Source organism: Pseudomonadota bacterium (assembly GCA_016719885.1).
In the GTDB taxonomy this organism is placed as follows: Bacteria; Pseudomonadota; Gammaproteobacteria.
Genome location: JADJYF010000001.1, coordinates 172,325 through 197,900, shown reverse-complemented (window position 1 = coordinate 197,900; position 25,576 = coordinate 172,325). Strand labels below are relative to the sequence as shown.

General features: G+C 67.6%; 15 protein-coding genes, 1 pseudogene and 1 riboswitch. Of the genes and pseudogenes, 6 read left to right on the top strand and 10 right to left on the bottom strand.

Annotated features, from left to right (window positions below):
• Window positions 1-4 precede the first annotated feature (4 nt).
• A complete protein-coding gene (locus IPM80_00920; GenBank protein MBK8957005.1) occupies window positions 5-1,018 on the bottom strand; it encodes an LLM class flavin-dependent oxidoreductase in 1,014 nt (337 codons plus the stop codon).
• Window positions 1,019-1,149: 131 nt separating this feature from the next.
• Between IPM80_00920 and IPM80_00915 the strand changes: the two genes are divergently transcribed.
• On the top strand, window positions 1,150-2,805 hold the full coding sequence (locus IPM80_00915; protein ID MBK8957004.1) for an AMP-binding protein: 1,656 nt from the start codon (window positions 1,150-1,152) through the stop codon (window positions 2,803-2,805).
• 124 nt (window positions 2,806-2,929) lie between these two features.
• Here IPM80_00915 and IPM80_00910 read toward each other — a convergent pair whose 3' ends face one another.
• The 5 genes and pseudogenes from IPM80_00910 to IPM80_00890 form a co-directional block, all read right to left on the bottom strand.
• Complete coding sequence (locus tag IPM80_00910; GenBank protein MBK8957003.1) at window positions 2,930-3,340, bottom strand: EVE domain-containing protein; 411 nt, start codon at window positions 3,338-3,340, stop codon at window positions 2,930-2,932.
• A 67-nt stretch (window positions 3,341-3,407) separates the two neighbouring features.
• Window positions 3,408-5,006, bottom strand: a complete 1,599-nt coding sequence (locus IPM80_00905) for a ShlB/FhaC/HecB family hemolysin secretion/activation protein (protein MBK8957002.1) — start codon at window positions 5,004-5,006, stop codon at window positions 3,408-3,410.
• A gap of 127 nt (window positions 5,007-5,133) precedes the next feature.
• Window positions 5,134-6,132, bottom strand: a complete 999-nt coding sequence (locus IPM80_00900) for a serine/threonine protein kinase (GenBank protein ID MBK8957001.1) — start codon at window positions 6,130-6,132, stop codon at window positions 5,134-5,136.
• Window positions 6,129-6,953: an LLM class F420-dependent oxidoreductase gene (locus tag IPM80_00895; protein ID MBK8957000.1), complete on the bottom strand. Its 825-nt coding sequence runs from the start codon at window positions 6,951-6,953 to the stop codon at window positions 6,129-6,131. The genes IPM80_00900 and IPM80_00895 overlap by 4 nt, the downstream gene beginning before the upstream one ends.
• A gap of 199 nt (window positions 6,954-7,152) precedes the next feature.
• Window positions 7,153-7,767, bottom strand: a pseudogene (locus IPM80_00890) (SDR family NAD(P)-dependent oxidoreductase).
• A gap of 157 nt (window positions 7,768-7,924) precedes the next feature.
• Between IPM80_00890 and IPM80_00885 the strand changes: the two are divergent.
• The 3 genes from IPM80_00885 to IPM80_00875 are packed head-to-tail and all read left to right on the top strand — an operon-like array spanning window position 7,925 to window position 12,891.
• Window positions 7,925-9,106: a lipid-transfer protein gene (locus IPM80_00885; GenBank protein ID MBK8956999.1), complete on the top strand. Its 1,182-nt coding sequence runs from the start codon at window positions 7,925-7,927 to the stop codon at window positions 9,104-9,106.
• A 26-nt stretch (window positions 9,107-9,132) separates the two neighbouring features.
• On the top strand, window positions 9,133-10,011 hold the full coding sequence (locus IPM80_00880; GenBank protein MBK8956998.1) for an NAD(P)-dependent oxidoreductase: 879 nt from the start codon (window positions 9,133-9,135) through the stop codon (window positions 10,009-10,011).
• Window positions 10,012-10,041: 30 nt separating this feature from the next.
• Window positions 10,042-12,891, top strand: a complete 2,850-nt coding sequence (locus IPM80_00875; protein ID MBK8956997.1) for a PAS domain S-box protein — start codon at window positions 10,042-10,044, stop codon at window positions 12,889-12,891.
• 20 nt (window positions 12,892-12,911) lie between these two features.
• Here the strand turns inward: IPM80_00875 and thiC are convergent, their stop codons facing one another.
• The 3 genes from thiC to IPM80_00860 all read right to left on the bottom strand — a co-directional run bounded on the left by thiC (window position 12,912) and on the right by IPM80_00860 (window position 16,467).
• A complete protein-coding gene (gene thiC / locus IPM80_00870) occupies window positions 12,912-14,789 on the bottom strand; it encodes a phosphomethylpyrimidine synthase ThiC (GenBank protein ID MBK8956996.1) in 1,878 nt (625 codons plus the stop codon).
• Between the two features lie 58 nt (window positions 14,790-14,847).
• Window positions 14,848-14,947: riboswitch (TPP riboswitch) on the bottom strand.
• 47 nt (window positions 14,948-14,994) lie between these two features.
• A complete protein-coding gene (locus tag IPM80_00865) occupies window positions 14,995-15,432 on the bottom strand; it encodes a hotdog fold thioesterase (protein MBK8956995.1) in 438 nt (145 codons plus the stop codon).
• Window positions 15,433-15,507: 75 nt separating this feature from the next.
• Window positions 15,508-16,467, bottom strand: coding sequence for a nitronate monooxygenase (locus tag IPM80_00860; GenBank protein ID MBK8956994.1), 960 nt, complete (start codon window positions 16,465-16,467; stop codon window positions 15,508-15,510).
• Window positions 16,468-16,766: 299 nt separating this feature from the next.
• Between IPM80_00860 and IPM80_00855 the strand changes: the two genes are divergently transcribed.
• Complete coding sequence (locus tag IPM80_00855) at window positions 16,767-21,263, top strand: EAL domain-containing protein (GenBank protein MBK8956993.1); 4,497 nt, start codon at window positions 16,767-16,769, stop codon at window positions 21,261-21,263.
• Here the strand turns inward: IPM80_00855 and IPM80_00850 are convergent.
• Window positions 21,215-24,334 carry a PAS domain-containing protein gene (locus IPM80_00850; GenBank protein MBK8956992.1) on the bottom strand — a complete coding sequence of 1,040 codons (3,120 nt, stop codon included), beginning with the start codon at window positions 24,332-24,334 and terminating at the stop codon, window positions 21,215-21,217. The two genes, IPM80_00855 and IPM80_00850, sit on opposite strands and share 49 nt — an antisense overlap.
• Before the next feature lie 243 nt (window positions 24,335-24,577).
• On the opposite strand from IPM80_00850, the gene IPM80_00845 reads away from it, so the two are divergent.
• A complete protein-coding gene (locus IPM80_00845; protein ID MBK8956991.1) occupies window positions 24,578-25,561 on the top strand; it encodes a nitronate monooxygenase in 984 nt (327 codons plus the stop codon).
• Window positions 25,562-25,576: the final 15 nt, after the last annotated feature.

Below are 25,576 nucleotides of genomic sequence, written 5' to 3'. Positions count from 1 at the left end.
GCGCTTACAGGTAGGGGATGACCTTTTCGCCGAACAGGCGGATGTCGGCCAGTGCCTCGGCCTGCGGCGGACCGCCCGGCTGGCGCATGCGCAGCATCACGTAATCGGGCTGGATCTCTTCCTTCCACATCTGCAGCTGTTCCAGGCACTGCGCCGGCGAACCGGCAATCAACCGATCCTTGGCCGCGAGTTCGAAGGTCAGCTGCTCGGACGACTTGATGTCCTTCAGGTAGTCATCCTTCACATAGGCGCCGTAGTGGTAGTACCAGCGGTGGGTGGTCATGGTCGGACCGCTCTTGGCCACGCAGGCCTGCCAGTCATCGGCGATCACGCAGTCGCGCATCAAGACCACGTAGGGCTTGCGGCCGTGCTTCTTCGCTTCGGCGCGGTACTGGTTGGCGTAATCCTTGATGACCGGCAGCGACTGGATCGGATCGGCTATCCAGCCGTCGCCCATGCGTCCGGCGCGTTCGAGGCCGGCCGGCACCCAGCCCGCCAGCCAAATAGGCGGACCGCCGTCCTGGTAGGCCGGCGGCGTGACGCGCACGTTTTCAATCTTGTGGTACTTGCTCGGGTAGCTGAACGCTTCTCCGCGCCACGCCTTGCGCAGGATCTCCACGCATTCCTCGGTGCGGCCGGCGCGCTGGGTGAGCGGCACACCGAAGGCGTCGAAATCCGGCGGCTGGTAGCCGATACCGACCGCCGCCACCATGCGTCCGCGCGTGGCCTGGTCGACCACCGCGATGTCTTCGGCCAGGCGGATGGGATGGTAGAGCGGCGCCAGCAGCACGCAGGTGCCGACCTTGATGCGCTTGGTGCGCATGCCGACCATGCCGGCCAGCAGCACCGGTGCCGGCAGGTAGCTGTCCTGCTGCTGATGATGTTCGGTGAAATAGAAGCCGTCGAAACCGACCGCCTCGCACAGTTCCGCCTGCTCCATCAATTCTTCGATCACGCCGGCACTGTTCTTGCCGTCGGGCGCGTCCTGGGTGCAGGGGAAATAGCCTACGGGCAGCATCAGTGATCTCCTCTTGAACAATGTTGTGCCGGCATTCTGTCAAATGCCCGCGCGGGCCACCACCGCCCGAAGGGATAGGCGCGGACGCGTGCGCCACAACGCTACAATCGCGCCATCGACAGGGGGGCTCCATGTTTCTCAATCACGACGGTGACTACGACAGCATACGCGCGGCCTTCAGCTGGCAAGGCCGCGTGCCGGAATTCCTCAACCTCGCCCGCGAATGCTGCGAGCGCTGGGCGGCCAGCGATGGCCAACGCGTGGCGCTGATCTACGAGCATGCCGATCGCAGCGTCGAGCGCTACACCTATGCCGAGCTCGACGAGTACGCGAGCCGCTTCGCCAACGTGCTGAAGGCGCGCGGCCTGGCACGCGGCGAGCGCGTGGCGGTGCTGCTCTCGCAGCATCCCGAGAACACCCTCACCCATCTCGCGGCGTGGAAGCTCGGTCTCGTCACGAGCCCGACCTCGGTGCTGTTCGGCACCGATGCCCTCGCCTATCGCTTCAACGACAGCGGCGCGCGCGTGCTGGTGACCGACAGCGACAACATCGACAAGGTGCGCGCCATCCGCGCGGACTGCCCGCGGCTCGAGCACCTGTTCCTGATCGACGACGCCGCGCACGACGCCGACAATTTCTGGCGCGCGCTGGAGCACGCCTCGCCACACTGTCCGGCGGTCGAGACGCGCGCCGACGAGGCCGCCTGGATCAGTTATACCTCGGGCACCACCGGCGCGCCCAAGGGCGCACTGCAACCCCATCGCCTGCTGCTCGGCATGTTGCCGAGCCTCGAATTCGTGTGGGACGGTTTTCCGCGCGACGGCGACGTGACCTGGTCGCCGGCCGACTGGTCATGGATGGGCGGTTTCGCCGGCGTGATGTTGCCGAGCCTGTGGCATGGCTGCACCACGGTCGGCACCTCCCTCGGCGGCTTCGATCCGGAGAACGCGTTCCGCATCCTCGCCGAGCATGGCGTGACCTGCACGCTGCTGGTGCCGACCATGTTGAAACTCATGCGCCACATCGACAATCCGCGCGCCCGCTACCCGCTCAAGCTGAGGGTGGTGAAATCCGGCGCCGAAGCGGTGGGCGTGGAATTGTTCGAATGGGCCGAGCGCGAACTCGGCATCCGCATCAACGAAGTGTTCGGCCAGACCGAATGCATGGAGCCGCTCGGCAACAACGGCCGCGTGATGCCGATCAAGCCCGGCTCCATCGGCCGTCCGCTGCCGGGCCACACCTGCGCCATCGTCGACGATGCCGGTCAACCGCTGCCGGACGGCGAGGTCGGCCACATCGCGGTCAAGGCGCCGCACCCGGTGATGTTCCTGGGCTATCTCGACCGGCCCGAAGCCACCGCCGAGAAATACGTCGGAGAGTGGCTGCTGACCGGCGACACCGGCCTGCGCGATGCCGATGGCTATTACTGGTTCCGCGGCCGTGCCGACGACGTCATCACTTCGGCCGGCTACCGCATCGGCCCGACCGAGATCGAAGAGGCCTTGTTGCGCCATCCGGCGGTGCAGAACGTCGCCGTCATCGGTGTGCCCGACGCGGTGCGCACCGAGGTCATCAAGGCCTTCGTGGTGCTGGCGGCGGGCTACGCGGGCAGCGACGAGCTGGCGGCCGAACTGCAGGACTTCGTGCGCCAACGCCTGGCGCGCCACGAAGTGCCGCGCCTCATCGAGTTCCTGGACAGCCTGCCCATGACCACCACGCACAAGATCATGCGGCGCGAGCTGCGGGAGCGGGAGAAGCACAAGCAAAGGGCGAATGATCTCCTGTAGGTGCGAATTCATTCGCTCATCGGCGTGACTAAAGTCGACCCCGACCGCCGCTGGGTCAGACTTCGGCTGATTAAAATCGCCGCTGACCTTTAAGCCCAGCGCCAATGTGCGAATGAATTCGCACCTACACGGACAGCTTGAGAATCGCCTTCCACTCCGCGGCGCTGATCGGCATCACCGACAATCTTCCCTGGCGTAGCAGCACGCAGTCGGCGAGCGCCGGCGTGGCCTTGATGGTGGCCAGTGTCACCGCTGTCGCGAGTGGCTTGTCAGCCTTCACCTTCACGGCGACGAAGCGGCCGCTGTCGTCCTTGGTATCGGCAAAGGCTTCGCAGAGCACCGTCGCGATGCCGACGATGCGTTTCTCCTTGCCGGTGTGATAGATGAAGGCCTGGTCGCCCTTGCGCATGGCACGCAGGTAGGCGGCGGCCTGGTGGTTGCGGATGCCATCCCATACCTCGCCCTCGGCGCCGCGCGCTTCGAGTTCGTGCCACGAGAACTCGTCGGGCTCGGTCTTCAACAGCCAGGTGGCCATGGGCGACTCCTCATGCATTGCCGGAATGCGCGCGATTGTCGCGCGCCGCCGTCACGCGGCAAAGCGTCTAGAAGCCGCGCCGCGCGCTCAGCGCGAAATGGATGCCCTGGTCCTGGATGTCGTCGTCCTCTCCGGCGTTGAAATGACGGCGCGCCGCGCCCCAGTACAGTTCCGCGCGCACTTCACGACTCGCGTCCCAACGCAGGCCTGGACCGGCCGCCAGCAGCGTGCGCGGGTCATCGGCGCCGTCGTGTTCGTTCCACGCGCGCCCCGCGTCGATGAAGGCCACCAGCGACAGCTGTCCGTCGTTGTCACGCAGCGACACGCCGGGCAGCGCGAGCCGCAACACCGGCAGGCGGTATTCGACCGAGGCCGACCAGCCGTTGTCCTTCACCAGCCGCGAGCGACGATAGCCGCGCACCGAGCCCGTGCCGCCAATCGCGAATTTTTCCATCGACAGCAAGGGTTCGGCGGCGTCCTGCCAATCACCGCGCAGCGCGAGGCTGCCGAGCCGCGGGCCGAAGGTGTGCAGCCATTGGGCCTGCACCAGGCTGGCATGAAAACGCGAATCGGGCACGCCGTCATGGTGCTCGGTGCCACCCAGGCCGGGCAGGCCGAGGCTCCAGGTGTAGCGCAGGCTCAACACGTCGGCGCGGCCGCGCTCCAGCCACGAGACGCCGAAGCGCGCGGCCTTGACGTCGAGCTTGCCGTGCTCGGCGCCGGGACTGAAGGAATGGGGCTCACCGCGCAGGAAGCTGGTGCTCTGGCGGCTGGTGAAACGCAGGCTGGTGGCGAACTGGCGCGCGCCGCTGCGCCACAGCGCCTGCGTCAGTCCGAGTTCGGCGGCGCGCGCATGGGTCTCGGCGTCCAGCACCGCGAACTCTTCCTCCACCAGCTCCGAACGAAAACGTGCGTAGCGCGCCGAAATTTCCGTGCCCCAGGTGTTGAGCGGCGCGCGCAGGCGCACATCGAAATCGCGCAGGCCGGCGGCCTGGCCGACACTCAGGTTGAGTTCGTCACCGCGGCCGAACAGGTTGCGCACGCCGGTCTCGACCGCGCCGCGCACGCCGCCGGCGGTGGGTGAACGATCGTCCGCCGCGCGCAGGCCGGCGCTGTAACGCGGCCCTTCCTCGACGCGCACGGTCAGCACCTGCAGGCCCGGCTTGCTGCCGGCCTTGAATTCGGCCTTGAGATTTTCCACCAGTTGCTCGAGCAGCAGCAGGCGCAGGTTGTCGTTCAAACGATCGACATCGAGCGGTGCGCCGAGGCCGGCCTGGATGCGCGCACGCAGGTAGTCGGCGCTGACATGGCGCGCACCTTCGATGTCGATGCGTTCGATGCCGCCTTCCAGCACGTCGATGCGCAGCACGCCGCCGCCGATGTCCTGGTTGGGTATGGAAGCGCGCGAGGTGCGGAAGCCGGCGCCGGCATAGATTTCGTCGATGCGTCGGCGCAGGGCCTGCAGGTCGTCGTCGTTGATGGCGCGTCCGACGTAGTCGACGGCGATGGCGTCCAGCGCCGACGACGGCACGGCGGTATTGCCGCTGATGACGATGCGCGCGAAGGTGGCGGTGGCGGCGCCGCCGTTGGCGGGCTCGGCCTGCGCGAAGACCGCGGTGGAGAACACGACGGCCAGCAGCCATCCCATCGCGATCGCGCGCTTCATGAAGTCGGGGCCTCGATGCCCATGCATGGGTACGGCCCGGGAGTGTGGGGCCGTGGACGATGGTACGCAGCGTCGCGTCGGCGTGACTATCCCGTTCTTGCTGTGCCGCTGCGCCGCTGTCGCGCCATCAGTGCAAGAGATCGGCGGCCCACATCGGCTCGCACAGCAAGGCGAACTGTTCGCGCAGCTCGAGGATGTGGCGCTCCCAGTAGGCCTGGGTGTTGAACCACGGAAATGCCTGCGGAAACGCCGGGTCGTCCCAGCGCCGCGCCAGCCACGCCGCGTAATGCATCATGCGCAGCGTGCGCAAGGGTTCGACCAGCGACAGTTCGCGCAGATCGAAATCACCGAACTCGTGGTAGCCCTCGAGGATCGCCGCGAGCTGCGAGCGCTGTTCTTCGGGATGGCCCGACAACAGCATCCACAGGTCCTGCACCGCCGGCGCCATGCGCGCATCGTCGAAGTCGACGAAGTTCGGCGCATCGTCGCGCCACAACAGGTTGCCGACATGACAATCGCCATGCACGCGCAGCCAGCGCACGCCCTCGCACTGCGCAAAGCGCTCCTGGCACAGGCGCAGCAGGTGGTCGGCCAGGCTGACGTAGGCGGCACGCAGGTCGGCGGGCAGGCAATGGGCCTTGATGTACTCCACGCTCTCGACGCCGAAGGTCTCGACGTCGATGGCCGGTCGATGGCGGAACGGCCGCCCGAAGCCCACGGTGTGCATGCGCGCCAGCATGCGTCCCATGGTGGTCAGCGCATCGCGTCGATCGAGATCCGGCGCACGACCGCCGCGTCGCGGGAACAAGGCCAGGCGATGCTCGCCTATGTGATGCAGGCTGTGGCGGGCATCGTGGCCGAGTGGCGCCACCACCGGCAGGCCCTGGCGCGCCAGGTCGAAAGTGAATTCGTGCTCTTCGCGTATCGCCGCGTCGCTCCAGCGTTGCGGCCGGTAGAACTTCGCGATCAGGGGTTCGCCGTCCTCGACGCCGACCTGGTAGACGCGATTCTCGTAGCTGTTGAGCGCCAGCAGGCGCCCATCGGTGACATAGCCCTGCGCCTCCACTGCCGCCAGGATGAAATCCGGCGTCAGGGCCTCGAAGGGATGCAGGACCGTGGCGTTCAGCGGCGCAGCTTGGCGGCCAGCGCCGCCACCTGGTCGAGCACCGGCAGCACCTGCTCGCGGCTGTCGGACGGCAGTCCGAACACGAGGTAGGAATAGCCGGCGGCAATCTGCGCGCGCGCCTGGGCTTCATCGAGCGGCGCGTAGAAATAAGACAAGGTGATGTCCTCGAAGCGCCGGCCGCGACGCGCGCATGCCTCCTTCAACTGCTCGATGGTGGCGCCGCCCTGGCGACCGCCGACCGGCAGCCAGCCATCAGCGTATTCCGCCACGCGATCGGCGACGAACTTGGAATTGGCGCCGAGCCAGATCGGCGGTCCGCCCTTCTGCACGGGCTTGGGATAGGACCACAACTTGTTGAAGTCGACGAACTCGCCATGGAACTCCGGCTCGTCTTCCGTCCAGATGGTTTTCATGGCGAGGATGCGCTCGCGCAGCACGCGCCAGCGCGTGTCGAACGCAACGCCGTGGTTCTCGATCTCGGGCTTGTTCCAGCCGGCGCCGACGCCAAAGATGAAGCGCCCGTTCGACAGGCTGTCGAGCGTCGCCACCTCCTTGGCCAGCGAAATGGGATGGCGCTGCGCGACCAGGCAGATGCCGGTGCCGAGGTGGATGCGCTCGGTGACGGCGGCCGCCGCGCCCAGCACCACGAACGGATCGTAGGTGCGCAGGTAGGGCGGCGGCAGTTTGCCGTCGGGGAAGAACGGCGAATGGGAGTCGAGCGGAATATGCGTGTGCTCGGGCACGAACAGGCCATCGAGGCCGCGCTCTTCTATCGCCCGCGCGAGTTCGGTCGGCTGAATGGATTGATCGGTCGCGAACATGATGGCGCCGATACGTAGCTTGCTCATGACCGGGTCTCCTGCCGGGTTGCGCGGGTGCGTCGCATGATAACGCCTCACCACTCCATCGCGCCGCGCTGGCGCGTGGCCGAGAAGAACTGCCCGTCGGGCCATCGTCCGGCAGGGTCGCGAGCCACACCGCGGTATCGGCGCCTTCGGCCACCGACAAGGGCGCGCCCTCGCCGCCCATGTCGGTGCGGCACCAGCCGGGCGAGGCGGAATTGACCTTGGCCGGGCTGTCCTTGAACTGCTTGGCGAACAGCGCCGTCAAGGCGTTCAAGGCAATCTTCGAGGCCTGGTAAGCCGGCCCCACCACCGCGTACACGTGCGACTCGGGGTTGTTGATGTGGGTCAGCGAGCCCATGTCGCTGCCGATGTTGACGATGCGCGCGGCGCGACTGCGCGCCAGCAAGGGCGTGAACTCGCGCAGGATCTCGAAGGCGCCGAAGAAATTGGTGTCGAAGGTGGCGCGCATCTCGTGCATGGTGACGGCGCTCGGCTGCGTGCCCCAGGCCTCGACGAAGGTGCCGGCGTTGTTGACCAGCACGTCCAGCACCTCGACCTGGGCGGCGACGGTACGCACGGCGGCCGCGATGCTGGCCGAGTCGGCGGCATCGAGATGCACGGCGCGCGCGTCAATGCCGGCCTCGCGCAGGGTCGCGGCGGCCGCCACCCCCAGTTCCAGCTGACGGCTGCCGATAAAGACACGATGGCCACGGCTGCCGAGCTGACGGGCGATTTCGAGACCGAGGCCGCGATTGGCGCCGGTGATGAGCGCGTTACGGGTATGGGGCATGGAGGCTGTCCGGGCAGTACTTTGACGAACGCGATGTTAACAGCCGCGCGCCGGCCTTGAGCAGGTGGCGCTTGGCCATGCGGGATTGCGCGTCGATAATCGGGGGCTGGCTCTCGACCCGCGGCCATGGTGGCCGCCCCCAGCGGAGAATCTCGCGATGAAAAGGCATGTGAACGTACTCGGTGTCGGCATGACGCAGTTCAAGACCCCCAAGAACGCCGATCCCTATACCGTCATGGGGCATGAGGCCGGGCAGCTGGCGCTGGCCGACGCCGGCCTCGACTACCGCGACGTCGAGCAGGCCTATGTCGGCTATGTGTACGGCGATTCGACCGCCGGCCAGCGCGTGGTCTACGAGCTCGGCATGACCGGCATCCCGGTGTTCAACGTCAACAACAACTGCGCGACCGGCTCGAGCGCGCTGTACCTCGCCCGCCAGGCAGTGGAATCGGGCATGGTCGAGTGCGCCATCGCGCTCGGCTTCGAACAGATGCAACCGGGCGCGCTGGTCAATATCTACAACGACCGCCCGTCGCCGCTCAGCAAGTTCATCGATTTGGCCAAGAAGAAGTACGGCGACAGCGACGTGCCCATGGCGCCGCTGGTATTCGGCGGCGCGGGCCGCGAGTACATGGAGAAATACGGCTGCAAACCCGAGACCTTCGGCCGTATCACGGTCAAGGCGCGCAAGCACGCGCAGAACAACCCCAAGGCGGTGTTCCGCGACCTCGTGACGCTCGAACAGGTCATGCAGAGCCCCAGCATCTGCGACCCGGTGACGCGTTTCCAATGCTGCCCACCGACCTGCGGCGCGGCCGCCGCCATCCTGTGCTCCGACGAATTCGCCAAGCGCCATGGCCTCACGCCGCGCGTGCGTATCGCCGCGCAGGCCATGACCACCGACACCGCCTCGACCTTCGGCGACAGCCTCATCAGCACCGTCGGCTTCGACATGTCGCGCGCCGCCGCCCTCAAAGTCTATGAAGATGCCGGCATCGGCCCGGAAGACGTCAAGGTGGTGGAACTGCATGATTGTTTCAGCACCAATGAAGTGCTGACCTACGAAGCCCTGGGACTCACGGCGCCCGGCACCGCCGAGCGCATGATCGAGGACGGCGACAACACTTACGGAGGCAAGTACGTGGTCAACCCCTCGGGCGGTCTCATCTCCAAGGGCCACCCGCTCGGCGCCACCGGTCTCGCGCAATGCGCGGAGCTCAACTGGCATCTGCGCGATGAAGCCGGCGCACGCCAGGTGGAAGGCGCGCGCATCGCGCTTCAGCACAACATCGGCCTCGGCGGATGCTGCGTGGTGACGCTGTACGAACGCACCCACTGAGCGCCGCGCCTCAAGGACGAACCACCATGAGTCATCCCGCCACCGCCATGCTGGGGCTCGGTCGCATGGGTAGCGCGCTGGCCGGCGCGCTGGCCGATGCCGCCGTGCCCTTGACGGTATGGAATCGCAATCCGGCCCGCGCCTACGCCTTCGAAGGGCGCGCGCGCCTGGCGCGTAGCGCCGCCCAGGCCTGCGCCGAGGCCGAACTGCTGGTGCTGTCGCTGAGCGATTACAGCGCCGGCATCGAGGTCATGGACGAAGTCGCCGAACAGGTCGAACTGGCCGACAAGACCCTGGTGCAATTGACCAGCGGCTCGCCGGCCGACGCGCGCACCATGGACGCCTGGGCCGGCATGCACGGCATGCACTACCTGGATGGCGCCATCGTCGCCTATCCGAATGCCGTGGGCAGCGCGCAGGCGGTGCTGTTCTATGCCGGCGACGAAGCGCGTTACGAGCGTTACCGGCCGACCCTGGCGACCTTCGGCGGCGTCAGCCAGTTCGTCGGTGAAGCCATCGGCGCGGCGGCGACGCTCGACTGCGCGGTGCTCGAGTACTACTACGGCGCCACGCTCGCCATGCTGCACGGTGCGGCGCTGTGCGAATCGGAACAGCTGCCGCTCACGCAGTACTTCCAGACCATCAAGGCCGTGGCGCCGCTGCTCAATGCCACCGCCGACGGCGCGCGCACCATGATCGACCGCGAGAACTACAGCGGCGTCGACTGCGCGATGAGCACACACGTCGCGGCGCTGCGCCATATCCAGCGCCTCGCCCACGATAATGAAGTCGACACGCGCCTGCCGGACGTGCTGATGGCGGCCTACAAGAAGGCGGCCGCCGCCGGCCATGGCGACGACGAGATTGCCGCGGTGTTCGAGGTGCTGCGCCGCTCCGGCGAGTGAGCAGCCATGCAGCGAAGCGCGGACGCCAACATGAATGTCAACAGACCTGCACTGGCGCGCAGCGGCGTCAGCGACGACCCGCATCTCGCGCTCGGCATCTTCAATGCCTGGGTAACGCCGATCTGCATTCTCGATGACAGCGGCACCATCATCGCCACCAATGCCGCGTGGCGCGAAACCGCCGTCACGCGCGGCGGCTTGCTCGACCGCACCTGCGAAGGGGTGAGCTACCTGGGCGTATGCGAGCAATACGCGCGCGCCGCGGAACACGACCCGGCGGCGCTCAGCTTCATGCTCAACCTGCGCGCGGTGCTGGCCGGCGATCTCGAGCGCTTCGAGGTGCAATACCCCAGCGATTCACCCACCGAAAGGCGCTGGTACGACGGTCGCGTGCGCACCTTCGAGGTCGAGGGCACACGGCGTATCGCCGTCATCCACATCGACATCACCGCGCTCAAACGCAGCGAACTGCGCGCCGCGAGCCAGGCCCGTATCACCTCCATGCTGGCCAGACGCGGGTCCTTGCCTGAGATCCTCACCGAAATAGTCAGCAGCCTGGAACAGGAAAACCCGGCGGTACGCAGCTCCATCATGCTGCTCGACGACAGCGGCCAGCGCCTCGTGCACGGCGCGGCGCCGTCACTGCCGGCCGCCTATGTGCGCGCCGTGCATGGCGTATTCATCGGTCCGAACGCCGGTTCCTGCGGCACCGCCGCCCATACCGGCGAGCGCGTGGTCGTGACCGACATCGAAACCGATCCGCGCTGGGCCGACTATCGCGAGGCGGCGCTCGCCGCCGGCCTGCGCGCGTGCTGGTCGGAGCCGATACGCGACGCCGCCGGCCAGTTGCTCGGGACCTTCGGCATGTATCCGAACACCGCCCACGCGCCCAGCGATGACGACATCGCCACCATCACCAACGCCGCGCGCTTCGCCGCCATCGCCATCACCCGCAAGCGCGACGAGGCGGCGCTCTACGAAAGCGAGGCGCGCTTCACGCAGGCTTTCGAGCACAGCTCGGTCGGCGTCGGCTTCATCGATGAGAACGGTGCGCTATTCAAGGTCAACCGCGCGATGTGCGAGATCCTGGGCTACAGCGCCGAGGAACTGCAGGGACACACCTATGGCTCGCTCACCCACGTCGACGATCGCGAGCGCAGCGATGCCTATGTCACGCGCCTGCGGCGCGGCGAGATCGAAAGCTTTCAGCACGAGCAGCGCTACGTACACAAGAGCGGTCGCACGGTGTGGGCGATCCTCAGCGTGTCGATGGTGCGCGGCGAGCGCGGCCAGCCGATGTACGCCGTGGCGCAGGTGCTCGACGTATCGGCCATGCACCTCGCCGAGGACGAGCGCAATCTCATCTTCGACTATTCGCTCGACCTGTTGTGCGTGGCCGACATCGACGGCGCGTTCAAACAGCTGAACCCGGCGTGGTCGCGCGTGCTCGGCTGGGATCGCGCCGAACTGCTCGGCCGCCCCTACCTGGAGCTGGTCCATCCCGAAGACCTGGTGGCCACGCTCAACGCCGGAGAACGCCTGCGCAACGGTCAGCCGGTCATCGAATTCGAAAACCGCTACCGTTGCAAGAACGGCAGCTATCGCCTGCTGTCATGGAATTCCTTCCCTTTGCCCGGCGCCGGCGTGACGCTGGCGGTGGTGCGCGACGTCACCGCGCGCCACGCCGCCGAGAATGAGCGGCGCGGCATCGAGGAGCGCCTGCGCGAAAGTCAGAAGATGGAATCGCTGGGCGCGCTGGCCGGCGGCATCGCCCACGACTTCAACAACATCCTGGCCGTGATCCTCGGCAATGTCGGTCTCGCCGAGCGCGCCCTCGAACGCGGCTTGCCGCCTGGCGACAAGCTCAAGCAGATTGAAATCGCCGGCCAGCGCGCGGTCGACCTCGTGCAGCAGATCATGGCTTTCAGCCGTCGTCAGCCCCAGCAGCTGCGCGTGCTGTCGCTGGCCGACGTGGTGCGCGAAACGATGATGCTATTGCGCGCCACCATTCCCGCCGGCATCGGCATCGACACGCGCATCGACGAGGCCGTGCCGAGCGTGCTCGCCGATGCGACGCAAATGCACCAGGTGCTGATGAACCTGTGCACCAATGCCTGGCATGCGCTGCGCGACATCCGCACGCGGCGCGGGCGCATCGCGGTCGGCCTGGCGCTGCACGACGGCCGCGACGGCCCACCGCCGGGCCTGCGCGGCGAGACAGGCCCCGGCCCGCTGGTGTGCCTCAGCGTCGCCGACAATGGCATCGGCATGGACGGCGCCACCGTCGCGCGCGTATTCGAACCGTTCTTCACCACCCGCGCGCCGGGCGACGGCACCGGCCTCGGCCTGTCGGTGGTGCATGGCATCATCGCCGCCCACCACGGCGCCATCGCCGTCGACTCCCTGCCCGGCTCCGGCACTACGTTCCGCATCTACCTGCCGGTCAGTGGCGAAAGCGTCGACGCGCCGACGCACGCCAAGCCCGGCGCCGCGCCACGGCCGAGCCCGTCACGGCGCGTGCTGTACATCGACGACGAAGCACAATTGGTGACGCTGGCCAGCGAGCTGCTGGCCGACGACGGCATCGAGGTGGTGGGCCATGTCGACGCCGAAGCGGCACTGACGGCGCTGCGCGCCGATCCCCAGGGCTTCGACCTGGTGGTCAGCGACTTCAACATGCCGAAGATGTCCGGCCTGGACGTGGCGCGTGCGGTGCACGACATCCGCGCCGCCCTGCCGGTGGTGCTGGCGTCGGGTTACATCACGCCCGAGCTGCAGAGCGAGGCAGCAAGCTGCGGCGTCCGCCACCTGCTGCACAAGCCGGACATCGCGGGCCGCTTGCGTGCGGTCGTGCACGAGGTGCTGAACGCCGGCGCCTGACGCCGGCGACGCGCCCGACCTCAGCTTTCCCGGTAGACCTCCGCGCCCTGCGCGCGGAACTCCTCGGCCTTGTCCTGCATGCCTTTCTCCAGCGCCGCATTGGACTCGCTCATGCCCTGCTGGGCGGCGTAGTCACGCACTTCCTGGGTTATCTGCATGGAACAGAACTTCGGCCCGCACATCGAGCAGAAGTGCGCGAGCTTGTGGCCTTCCTTGGGCAAGGTCTGGTCGTGGAATTCGCGTGCCCGGTCCGGATCGAGACTCAGGTTGAACTGGTCTTCCCAGCGGAATTCGAAGCGCGCCTTGGACAAGGCGTTGTCGCGGATCTGGGCGCCGGGATGGCCCTTGGCGAGATCCGCGGCGTGGGCGGCGATCTTGTAGGTGATGATGCCTTCCTTGACGTCGTTCTTGTCCGGCAGGCCGAGATGTTCCTTGGGCGTCACGTAGCACAGCATGGCCGTGCCGAACCAGCCGATCATGGCCGCGCCAATGGCCGAGGTGATGTGGTCGTAACCCGGCGCGATGTCGGTGGTCAGCGGCCCCAAGGTATAGAACGGCGCCTCGCCACACACCTCGAGCTGCTTGTCCATGTTCTCCTTGATCATGTGCATGGGCACGTGCCCCGGGCCTTCGATCATGACCTGCACGTCGTGCTTCCAGGCGATCTTGGTCAGTTCGCCGAGCGTCTCGAGCTCGCCGAACTGCGCGGCGTCGTTGGCGTCGGCGATGCTGCCTGGCCGCAGGCCGTCGCCGAGCGAGAAACTGACGTCGTAGGCCTTCATGATCTCGCAGATCTCTTCGAAGTGCGTATACAGGAAGCTTTCCTTGTGATGGGCGAGACACCACTTGGCCATGATCGAGCCGCCGCGCGAGACGATGCCGGTCACGCGCTTGGCGGTCAGCGGAATGTAGGCGAGGCGCACGCCGGCATGGATGGTGAAGTAATCGACGCCCTGCTCGGCCTGCTCGATGAGGGTGTCACGGAAAATCTCCCAGGTCAGCGCGGCGGCGTCGCCGTCGACTTTCTCCAGCGCCTGGTAGATCGGCACCGTGCCTATCGGCACCGGCGAATTGCGGATGATCCATTCGCGCGTTTCGTGGATGTTCTTGCCGGTGGAGAGATCCATCACCGTGTCGGCGCCCCAGCGCGTCGACCAGGTCATCTTCGCCACTTCTTCCTCGATGGTGGAAGTGACCGCCGAGTTGCCGATGTTGGAATTGATCTTCACCAGGAAATTGCGGCCGATGATCATCGGCTCCGCTTCCGGGTGATTGATGTTGGCCGGAATGATGGCGCGCCCGCGCGCGATTTCGTCGCGCACGAATTCGGGCGTGACCTTGGCCGGGATCGCCGCGCCGAAATCATGGCCCTTGTGCAGGCGGCCACAGGCCGCCGCCAGCGCTTCGTAACGCAGGTTCTCGCGAATGGCGATGTATTCCATCTCGGGCGTGATGATGCCCTTGCGTGCGTAATGCATCTGCGTGACGTTGGCGCCGGCCTTGGCGCGACGCGGCAGCCGCCGATGCGCGAAATGCAGGTGTGCGAGGTTGGCGTCGGCAGCGCGCGCGCGGCCGTAGCGCGAGGTCAGGTCACCGAGTTCCTCGGTGTCGCCCCGCTCGGCTATCCACGGCGCGCGCAGCGCCGGCAGGCCGAGACGCAGATCGATACGCGCTTGCGGATCGGTGTATGGCCCGGAGGTGTCGTAGACGGTGATGACCGGATTGGCTTCGAGTCCGCTACGCACCGCCGTGCCGTGCTGTTCGATTTCGCGCATCGGCACGCGGATGTCCGCACGACTGCCGGTGACGTAGACCTTGCGCGCGCGGGGAAAGGGTTGCACGGCCGCGTCATCGACGGCGGCGGATTGGCTCAAGGGGATCTCGGGAACGGCATTCATGGCATGGACCTCATAGGCTCGCGCACCGGCGCGCTTGCCGGCGGTGTGTCATTGAGCACCAGGAGGGCCACTGCTTTCCTACGCCGGCATCACCCGGGTCAGGTTCGAAGGGTATGTTCTCAGCTCCGCCTCGCAGTGGAGCACCCCTAGCTTCGCTCGTGGTCGCACTATGCGGCGCGCGCCCCGGCTTTGCAAGGCAGGCGCTTCACGGCCGCAGCGCCAGCACCGCCATCGTGCAACGAGAAATGCAGGTCGGGCGGCCCTCGTCGTCACGCAGACGGATGTCCCACACCTGGGTGCTGCGACCGCGGTGCAAGGGCGTGGCGCGTCCCGTCACGTAACCCTGGCGCGCGCCGCGCAGATGATTGGCGTTGATCTCGAGACCGACGCAGGTCTGGTGCGCGTGATCGAGCGTGCTGTAACAGGCGACTGACGCCAGGGTTTCCGCCAGCACCACCGACGCGCCGCCGTGCAACAGGCCGGCCGGCTGCTTGTTGTGCTGCACGACCGGGATGCGCGCCTCCAGCCAATCGTCGCCGGCGGCGGTGAACTCGATGCCGAGATATTCGACCAGCAGGCCACTGTTGGCGCGCCGTGCCGCCGCCAATACGTCGTCGACTGTCCAGATGGCCTGGTTGGTCATGCAGGGGTCCTCTCGGATAAAGATGTGGGTGCGAACTTATTCGCGCGTTCAAAGGGTGTGCGAATGAACTCGCACCTACAGCAGATCCGGGGCGCGCCTGAGGAGCATGCGAGCTTCGCGCATCAAGCGTTCCACCAAGATTTCGGCCGACGGCAGGTCGGCAATCAGATCGGCCGCTTCACCGACGATCACCGGCGCGATGCGGGTGTCGGCCGCGGCCATCGCTCGTTCGAATTCGGCGCGCTGCGCGCCCAGCTCCGCGGGCAGCGCGGCGGCGTCGCCCGGCCAGCGCGCGGTCATGTCATTGGCGAGCGTACGCAGTGCATACCCCGCTGGCCACTCGTAGCCACGCAGGCGATCGAACACCGCGCCGCGCACGGTGGCGTCACCGCTGGCAGCCAGCAGCGCCTGCTGCGCGGCGGCCGGGGCCAGCGCTTCGCGACTGCCGTACAAGCGCGTGCCCAGCATCACGCCGCGGGCGCCGAGCACGAGAGCGGCGGCAATGCCGCGTCCGTCGCCGATACCGCCGGCCGCCACCACCGGCAGCGGCGCGACCGCGTCGACCACCGCCGGCACCAGCGCCAGCGTGCCGCGCGTGCCGCCATGCCCACCGGCCTCGCCCCCCTGCGCGACGATCACGTCGGCACCGGCATCGCGCGCCGCGCGGGCCTGGGCCACGCTTTGCACCTGCGCGATGAGGACAGCGCCTGCGTCGTGCACGGCGCCCACGTAGGGCGCGATGTCGCCAAACGACAGCAGCACCGCGCGTGGCCGCGCCGCGAGCGCGATGTCGAGCGCGCGCGGCTGCGAGGCCAGGCGCCAGGTGATGAAGCCGACGCCGAAGGCCTGGCCTTCGAGCTGCGCGAGCTCGCGACCCAGCCACTCGACATCGGCATAACCGCCGCCAACGAGGCCGAGCCCGCCGGCGCGCGACACCGCCGCGGCCAGGCGCCCGCCGGCCACGCCGGCCATCGGCGCGAGCAGCAAAGGCTCGGCAATGTCGAGGCGCTCACACAGTGGATTGACGCTCGCCATGGGGCTCCCTGGACGGCAGTGGCTCGGTTGCGATGAACGCGCATGCGCATACGCAAGGGCATGGGTTCGATAACGCTTTATAATCCGATTATAGGAAGCGTCGACGAGCTGTGGCGAGGGTGCGCGCAACCGCGAGTGCCGTCCCTGGCCCGCTACGCGCGGCGCGCCCTACAGTTCGCCGGCTCGCCGTCGACACCCTGTGAACCACTTGGAAAGGACCCTGCGCATGTCTCCGCCGCTTTGCACCAAGCCCTGTGCAGCGCCACTCATCGCCGCCATCCGCCCGCGAAGCTGAACCCATGTCGATTCCCTTGGAACGCAAGGAAGCGTCGCTAGGTTCCGATCCGCTGCTGTTGGCCGCCTTCAATGCCACGGCCGACGCCTTCGTGGTGGTGGACAGCCGACAGCGCGTGCAACACATCAATACCGCAGCCTGCGCCCTGTTGGGCGTCGCGGCCGGCGAGGCCGTTGGTCGCTGGTGGCACGAGGTGGTGGACTTCGTGGCTGGCGGTCCCTCGCCCGGCGCCGCGGGCGTCGGCTGCGCGGGTCGCGCCATGGAAGCCGATCACGCCACCGTGCGCGTGCGCGATGGCGGCCAGCGGGTGGTGGCGGCGCGCATCGAGGCGGTCGCCAGCGGCGCGGCCGATGGTCTGCAGGGCGCCCTCATCACGCTGCGCGCCTACGACCCGGTGGCGGCGCTCAAGAACGCGCTCGACGGCGCCGAGCAGCGCCTGCGCATCGCACTGGCCGGCGGCCAGGTCGGCCTGTGGGAATGGCAGGTCGACAGCGATGTGCTGCGTGAATCCGGCCATTGGGTGGGACGCACCGCGCACACCGCCGCGGCGGCGGTCGGCTCCGGCCAGTTGCTGCTCGATAACACCCACCCCGACGACCTGGAACGCGTGCGCCAGGCGCTGATCGCCCATCTGCGCGGCGAAACCGAACACTACGAAGTCGAACAGCGCGTGCGGCTGATCGAAGGTGGTTACGTGCGCTTCCTGGTGCGCGGCCAGTTTTCCGATCGCGGCAGCGATGGCCGCGCGCGTTACCTGATGGGCACCTACACCGACATCACCGCGCTGCGCGAGCAGGAGCAGTTGCTGCGATTCGCGCTCGAGAGCAGTCAGCAGGGCATCTGGGAGTGGAACATCGCGGCCAATCGCATCGTCGAGCATCGCTTCTGGCGTCCGCAGCGCGATCGCTACGCCATCAATTCGCCGCTCGATGGCGCGGCGCTGATGAAATACGCCCATGTCGACGACGTACCGCAGGTCCATGAACAGGTGCTGCAGCATCTGCGCGGGCGCACCGACGCCATCGAGGTCGAGCTGCGCGTACGGCGCAGCGATGGCTCCTACGGCTATTTCCTGGTGCGTGGCCGCGCGCCGGAGCGCGATCAACACGGTCGTTGCGAACGCATCATCGGCACCTATACCGAGATCACCAACATCAAGGCCAACGAGCGCGTCTTGCAGATCGCGCTCGAGAACGGCCGCCAGGGCCTGTTCGACTGGGAACCGGACGCCGACCGCATCGTGTTCTCGCGCGAGTGGTACGCCATGCTCGGCTACCCGGAGGGCTCCATCACGCGCCACTCGGACAACGTGCAGCGCATCCTGCATGCCGACGACCGTGCGCTTGGTCGCGCGGTACTGGTGCCGATGCTGAAGGGGGAAGTGGACGACTTCCAGGTCGAACATCGCTTCCGTCATCACGACGGCCATTACCTGACCATCCTCTCGCGCGGTCGCGTGATCGAACGCAGCAGCGACGGCCGCGCCAAGCGCGTGATCGGCACCCATGTCGATATCACCACGCTCAAGGCCACCGAAGCGCGCCTGCGCGATTCGCGCCAGTTGCTGGAGACGGTGCTCGACGCACTGCCGCTGCGCGTGTTCTGGAAAGACCGGGACAGCCGTTACCTCGGCTGCAATCGCCGTTTCGCCGAGGATGTCGGCGTCGAACCCAATACCGCCATCGTCGGCAAGCTCGATACCGATCTGCCCTGGTACCAGATTGCGCCGGCGCTGCGCGTGGACGACGTCAGCATCCTCGAGGGCGCGCGGCGCCGCATCACGGTCGAGCGCCAGCTGACGCCGGCCGTCGGCGAGCCGATCTGGGTCGAGACCCACAAGGTGCCGATCCAGGACAGCGGCGGCGACATCATAGGCGTGCTCGGCATTTACGATGACATCACCCGGCGCCGCGCCCATCAGCAGCAGCTGCAGGTGGTCGCCAACGCCCTCACCAGCGGCAAGCAGTCCCGGCTGTTGAACGCGGTGACGCGCGCCGCGGCGGAACTGGCGGGCGCCGATTACGCCTTCGTGGCGCGCATCAACGGCGACGGCACGGCGACGGTGTCGGCCTATTATCCCAACCACGACATCTTCAAAGGCCTGACCTACGACCTCGCGGGCACGCCCTGCGAGACCGCCATCGCCGAGGCCGGCTGCTTCGTCGGTCACGACGTCGCCCTGCGTTACCCGCACGACCTGATGCTGGCCGAACGCGGCATCGAGGCCTATTACGGGCAGCCGCTCGCGACCAGCGATGGTGAAGTGATCGGTCTGTTCACCATGATGTTCATCGCGCCCGTGATCGATCGCGAACGCGTGCGACCGGTGATCGACATCTTCGCCGCGCGCGCCGTCACTGAACTCGAGCGCGAGCGCACCCACGCCGAACTGCGCGCCAGCGAGCAGCGCCTGAACGCCGCCATGGAAGGCGCGCACCAGGGCCTGTGGGAATGGGATATCGACAGCGACCGCCTGACCACCTTCGGCAGCCGCTACGCGGGGGTCGACGAACGCGGCGCACCGCCGGTCGGCACCGGCGTCACGCTGGTGTCGCGCGTGCACCCCGACGACCAGGCGCGCATGCGCATCGCCCTGCTCGACTACCTGCGCGGCGAATCGCCCTCCTATGCCTGCGAAGTGCGGCTGCTGGGTACCGATCTCAACTACCAATGGACGCTGGTGCGTGGACGCGCAACCAGTTGGGATGCGCCCGGCCGCGTGCAGCGCATGCTCGGCACCTTCACCGACATCTCCGCGCTCAAGGATTCGCAGGCGGCGCTGGAGCGCTCACAGAAGTTTCTCGAGCTCATCGTCGACACCGTGCCGCAGGCGATCTTCTGGCAGGACCGTTCGTTCCGTTACCTGGGCTGCAATCGCCAGTTCGCCGAACTGGCCGGCGTCGCGACCCCGGACGAACTGCTGGGCAAGACCGACAAGGATCTTTGGTGGGCGCCGCAGGCGGCGCACTTCGTCGAACAGGATCAGCCCCTGCTCGACGGCGTGATAGAAACCGTCGCGCAGGAAACCGCGCTCGTCACGCCGTTTGGCGACACGCGCTGGGTGGATCTGATCAAGGTGCCGATCCGCGACAGCGCCGGCACCATCATCGGCGTGCTGGGCGCCATCCATGACATCTCGGTGCGCAAGCGCGCCGAGGAACACGCGCAGCGGCTGTCGCTCTACGATCCCTTGACCAACCTGCCCAACCGTCGCTATTTCGGCGAGCGGCTCGAGGCCGGCCTCGCCACCGCCACGCGGCGCGGCATCTGCGGCGCGCTGCTGTTCATCGACATGGACCAGTTCAAGCGCATCAACGACACGCTCGGCCACTCGGTGGGCGACGCGCTGCTGCAGGCGGTGGCCAACCGCCTGCAGAACGTCACGCGCCAGGACGACATGGTGGCGCGCCTCGGCGGCGACGAGTTCGTGGTGTTGCTGCCGGATCTCGCCGCCGACATGGAGCACGCCGCGCGCCAGGCGCGGCTGGTGGCCGACAAGATCCACGAAACCCTGGGCCAGCCCTACCAGTTCGATCATCACCAGTTCCACATCACGCCCACCATCGGCATCACGCTGTTCCCGGAGCCCGGCAAGGGCGTCGAGGACGTGTTGAAGGAGGCGGACACCGCGATGTACAGCGGCAAGGCCGCCGGCCGCAACGTGACGCGCTTCTTCCACCCCGAGATGGAACAGAACGCGCAGGAGCGGCTGCTGCTGGAAAGCGATCTGCGCACCGCGGTGCGCCGTTCGCAGCTGGCGCTGGTGTTCCAGCCGCAAATCGACGGCAACGGACGCGTGAGCGGCGCCGAAGTGCTGCTGCGCTGGCAGCATCCGACGCGCGGCGTGATCTCACCGGCCGATTTCATTCCCATCGCCGAGGAACGCGGCCTCATCATCGACATCGGGCGCTGGGTGTTGGAAGCCTCGTTCGCCACCTACCGGCGCTGGCTGGACGACGGCCGCGCCGACATCGGCGAACTCGCGATCAACGTCAGCTCGCGCCAATTCCGCGCCGAGACCTTCCTCGAGGACGTCGAGCAGCTGCTGGCGGCCTACCGGATCCCGGCGCAACGCATCGTGTTCGAGATCACCGAGAGCACCGTCATCGAGGACGTCGACGCCACCATCGCCATCATGACCCGTCTGCGCCGCCTGGGCGTGATGTTCGCGCTGGATGACTTCGGCGTCGGCTATTCGTCGCTGTCCTACCTGAAACGCCTGCCGATAGACCAGTTGAAGATCGACCGCTCCTTCATCGCCGACATCGGCAGCGACCGCAACGACGAAATCATCTGCCAGACCATCGTCGCGATGGGTCAGCACCTGGGGCTGCAAACGGTCGCGGAAGGCGTCGAGACCGCCGCCCAGCTCGAATTCCTGAAGGGCCTGCGCTGCAACCGCTACCAGGGCTACTTGTTCCTGCGTCCGTCGTCGGAACCGGAATTCCTGGCTTACTGCGCGGCTTCGTCGTCGGGCGACGCCGAGGCCAGCGCCTCGTAGACCACCGCCAGCAGTTCGTTGGCGCGGATCGGCTTGTGCAGGAACGCGTACAGGCCGAGACGCGCCGCCTGCTCGGCGTCCATCACCGCGCTGTAGCCCGAGATCAGGATGACCGGCAGGCCTGGACGCAGGGCGAACGCGGCGGTCGCCAACTGCGCGCCGGTCAGGCGCGGCATGGTCTGATCGGTGATGATGAGATCGAATTGGTGCGGCGTCGCGCGGAACAATTCCAGCGCGCGCATGGCATCGCTCTCGACCACCACCGAATAGTCGCTCATCTCCAACAGTTCGCCGATGAAGCTGCCGACTGCGCGCTCGTCGTCCACCACCAGCACGCGCGCGCGGCGCGTGCCCTGCTCGGCGTCGCGCGGCGTGGCCGGCATTGCCACGGCGCCGGCCACCGCCGGCGTCAGCGGAAAGTGGATGTCGAAACGCGCGCCGGCGCCCGGCGTACTGTCGAGCGTGATGTGTCCGCCCTGGCCGTGCACGATGCCATGTACCATGGCCAGTCCCATGCCACTGCCGCCGCTGCCGGACTTGGTGGAGAAGAACGGCTCGAAGATGCGCTCGCGCAACGCCGCGTCGATGCCCGGGCCGTCGTCGGCCACCGACAGCACCAGGTATTCGCCGCTGAAGCCGTTGTGACACGACGCGCAGTGCGCATTGCAGCGCGTGGCACGGGTGAGCCGGATCTCGATACTGCCGCTGCCGAGCAGCGCGTCGCGCGCGTTGATGCACAGGTTGACGATGATCTGCTGCAGCTGCACGGCATTGGTCATCACCGTCGGCAGTGCATCCTCGTAGTCGACGCTGAAGGACAGGCTGCTGGGCAAGGTCGGCTGCACCATCTTCAAGGCCTGCTCGACCAGCGGCGGCAAGGCCGCCGCCTGCAGCTCGGTGCCTTCGCCGCGGCTGAAGGCCAGCATCTGGCTGACCAGTTCATGGCCGCGCTCACCGGCCTGCTGCACTTCGCGCACGTAGTCGACCAGCTTGTCCGGCATCACCGTCGCGAAACGCTGCAGGGCCAGGCCCGAGTAGCCGAGGATGCTGGCCAGGATGTTGTTGAAGTCGTGGGCGATGCCGCCGGTCAACAGGCCGATGGCTTCCATCTTCTGCGCCTGCTGCAGGTTGCGCTGCATGCGTTCGCGTTCCGCCTCGGCCTCCTTGCGCGCGGTGACGTCGATGGACACGCACAGGAAACCGAGCAGGCGCGTCGAGGTGTCGAAGTGGCTGCGCGCGCGGGTTTCAATCCAGCGCGTGTTGCCGCTCTGGAACACGAAGCGGTTCTCGAGAATCACGACATCGTCGGGCGGCCGCGCGATCAAGGCCGCGATGCGGGCGCGCACCGGCTCCGCGTCGTCCGGGTGGACGGCGGCCAGCGCCTGCGCCATGGTCAGCGGCCCGTCCACCAGGCCGAGGGCCGGCGCGAATTCGCGCGAACTGGTGGTGATGGCGTCGCTCGCGATGTCCCAGAACCAGGTCATCATGCGCGCCGCCGACAAGGCCAGCGTCAGGCGCGCCTCGCTTTCGCGCAAGGCCATCTCGGCGCTCTTGCGCGCGGTGATGTCCATGATGTGTCCGTACCACACCACCGCGCCATCGGATTCACGCAAGGGATTGGCGTGACCGAGCAGCCAGTGCACCTGGCCATCGGGGCCGCGGATGCGGTATTCCTCGCGCCACGGCGTGAGTTCGGCGGCGGAGGCGTCTATCGAAGCCTCGACCGCGGCGCGATCGTCCTCGTGCAACATCGTCATGAGGAGGCCGGCTTCGTGACGGATCTCCTCGGGACCGACGCCGAAGATCTCGCGTACACCGTCGCTGCAATAGGGATGACTGGTGCTGCCATCGGCTGCGCGGCGGAACTGATAGACCATGCCCGGCACGAGTTCGGCAATGCCGAGCAGGCGCTGTTCGGACTGCTCGCGCGCGCTCACGTCCCAGGTCACGCCGACCAGGCGCTCGGGTGCGCCGGCGGCGTCGTGCTGCACGCGGCCGCGCGAAGCGAGCCAGCGCACGCTGCCGTCGGCGGCGGTGATACGGAATTTCGGCGCGTACTCGTGGCCGTGCTTGAGCGTCGCCTCGATGGCATCGAGCAGTACCGCGTGATCTTCCGGCACCACGCGGCTCAGCATTTCGCGGTAATCCCACTCGCGGCGCTCGCCGTCCAGGCCGTAGAAGCGCCCGTAGTTGCTCGACGAGCGCAGGCTGTCACTGCGCAAGTCGCGATCCCATAGCACCATGCCGATCGACGACATGGCGAGATCCAGCCATGCGCGGCTGTCGCGCAGGCTGGCCTCGATGGCCTTGCGCGCGCTGATGTCCAGCGAGATGCCGAACACGCGCGGTGCGGCGCCGGCCTCCCCCGGCAGCAATGCGATACGCGCTTCCATCCAGCGCAGTTCGCCATCGGGCAGCTTGATCCGCGCATCCAGGCTCAGGGTGACAGCGGTGCCGGCGTCGCGCTGCAGGCCGGCGATGGCCTGTTTCATGGCAGCCTGGTCGTCGGCATGGGTCATTGCCAGGATGTCGGCCACGCTCAGTTCGCGAGTATCGGCTGGCAGGCCATGCAGTTCGTTGTAGTTGGGGCCGGTCAGCAGCACGCAACGCTCGACATCGAACTCCCAGGTCGCGAAGCGCGTCGCGCTCTCGGCGAAATGCAGCCGCTCGGCGGTTTGACGGCCGTCGCCCATGGCCGACGGGTTGATGAAGGACAACGGCATGGTCGGATCGGGGCGCATTTCGCCGTGCGCCACGGCCGCCAGCGGATGCCGGGCTTCGGCGCCCCGCAGCGTGAGCAGCACCTGCCGTGAGCCGCCGACGGCGTTCAATACGCGCAGCCGGGCGCGATACTGCTGGTCGCCGCGGATATGCGGGCGCAGACACACGAAATCGCGCGGCTCGCCGCTCGCGAGCGCCGCCTGCAACCAGCCCTCGAGGCATTGCGCATCGGCGGCCGGCCACAGGCGCGGCAGCGCTGCGCCAAGCAATGCGCCCTGCGGCGCGTCGCTGGCGAGCAGGCAACCTGCACCATCCAGCAACAGGACCAGTGGCGCGTGGCTGTCGAGCAATGCGGCCAGCGGCGGGGGAGACAGCTGAGCGTCGCTGGCTCGGATGGAGGGCGGGTGTCGGTCACGCGGGCGATCGTGGTTGAAAATCGCATTATCCGCCATTTCCCACGGCGCAAGGGTGACGAATGGTGTCCGCGCGGCGTGGCCGGCGGCGCCGCCGCAAGCGTTGCAAAGCCGGTCTCGACGCCCTAGATTGCGCCGACCCCGGTGGCGCCGTCGTCCGCCGCGAAGCAGGACCACGCCATGCGCACCATGCTCGATCATCTCAATCTTCGCTTGCCCATCTGGAACGCCGGCATGGGCGGCGGCATGGCCGGACCGGCATTGGTGGCGGCGGTGTGCGAAGCCGGCGGCCTCGGCGTGCTGGGCGCCGGCAGCGCGCCCGGCGCGCTGGTCAGCGTGTGGCTGGACGAGATCCGCGCCCTCTGCTCGCGTCCGTTCGGCGCCAACATCATCCTGCCCATGTCCGACGGCAGCGACATCGAAGCCTGCTTCAACGCGCGCGTACCGGTGCTGGTGCTGTTCTGGGGCGATGCGCAGCCCTATGTGAAAGATGCCCATCGTCGCGACATGTTCGTGGTCGCGCAGTGCGGCGGGCCCGAGGACGCGGTGGCCGCCGCCGACGCCGGCGTCGACGCCGTGATCGTGCAGGGTGTAGAAGCGGGCGGCCACGTCAAGGCACTCGCGCCGCTCAGCGAAACGCTGGCCGCCACCGTCAAGGCGCTCGGTCCGTTGCCGGTGATCGCGGCGGGCGGCATCGCCAATGGCGCCGGCATCGCCGAGGTGCTCGCGGCCGGCGCCCAGGCGGCCTCGCTCGGGACACGCTTCGTGGCCAGCGACGAGGCCGACGCCTTCCACGACTACAAGCAGCGCATCGTCGCCGCCTCCGCCGCCGACACCGTCATGACCACGCTGTTCGACATCGGCTGGCCGAATGCCAATCATCGTGTCATCCGCAATGCCACCTACGAGCGCTGGGAGAGCGCCGGCAAGCCCGCCAGCGGCGCGCGCCCCGGCGAGCGTGATGAGGTTGGCGAGCTGGTGATCAGCGGGCAACGCATGCCCTTGCAGCGCTATTGCGTGATCCCGCCGCTCAAGGCCTTCGACGGCGACCTCGAAGCGATGCCGCTGTATGCCGGTCACTCGGTCGACGGCATCCACGACATCGCGCCGGCCGCCGACATCATGGCGCGTCTGCACGACGAACTGCGCCGCGCCGTCAATTGAATTTCAAACGTTTCG

What these genes read in the sequence shown, in the direction of transcription:
- IPM80_00855 (MBK8956993.1), top strand. Translation starts at nt 16,767, where the DNA reads ATGTCGATTCCCTTGGAACGCAAGGAAGCGTCGCTAGGTTCCGATCCG.
- thiC (MBK8956996.1), bottom strand. Translation starts at nt 14,789, where the DNA reads ATGAATGCCGTTCCCGAGATCCCCTTGAGCCAATCCGCCGCCGTCGAT.
- IPM80_00875 (MBK8956997.1), top strand. Translation starts at nt 10,042, where the DNA reads ATGAATGTCAACAGACCTGCACTGGCGCGCAGCGGCGTCAGCGACGAC.
- IPM80_00895 (MBK8957000.1), bottom strand. Translation starts at nt 6,953, where the DNA reads ATGTTCGCGACCGATCAATCCATTCAGCCGACCGAACTCGCGCGGGCG.
- IPM80_00865 (MBK8956995.1), bottom strand. Translation starts at nt 15,432, where the DNA reads ATGACCAACCAGGCCATCTGGACAGTCGACGACGTATTGGCGGCGGCA.
- IPM80_00905 (MBK8957002.1), bottom strand. Translation starts at nt 5,006, where the DNA reads ATGAAGCGCGCGATCGCGATGGGATGGCTGCTGGCCGTCGTGTTCTCC.
- IPM80_00885 (MBK8956999.1), top strand. Translation starts at nt 7,925, where the DNA reads ATGAAAAGGCATGTGAACGTACTCGGTGTCGGCATGACGCAGTTCAAG.
- IPM80_00880 (MBK8956998.1), top strand. Translation starts at nt 9,133, where the DNA reads ATGAGTCATCCCGCCACCGCCATGCTGGGGCTCGGTCGCATGGGTAGC.
- IPM80_00860 (MBK8956994.1), bottom strand. Translation starts at nt 16,467, where the DNA reads ATGGCGAGCGTCAATCCACTGTGTGAGCGCCTCGACATTGCCGAGCCT.
- IPM80_00910 (MBK8957003.1), bottom strand. Translation starts at nt 3,340, where the DNA reads ATGGCCACCTGGCTGTTGAAGACCGAGCCCGACGAGTTCTCGTGGCAC.
- IPM80_00915 (MBK8957004.1), top strand. Translation starts at nt 1,150, where the DNA reads ATGTTTCTCAATCACGACGGTGACTACGACAGCATACGCGCGGCCTTC.
- IPM80_00845 (MBK8956991.1), top strand. Translation starts at nt 24,578, where the DNA reads ATGCGCACCATGCTCGATCATCTCAATCTTCGCTTGCCCATCTGGAAC.
- IPM80_00920 (MBK8957005.1), bottom strand. Translation starts at nt 1,018, where the DNA reads ATGCTGCCCGTAGGCTATTTCCCCTGCACCCAGGACGCGCCCGACGGC.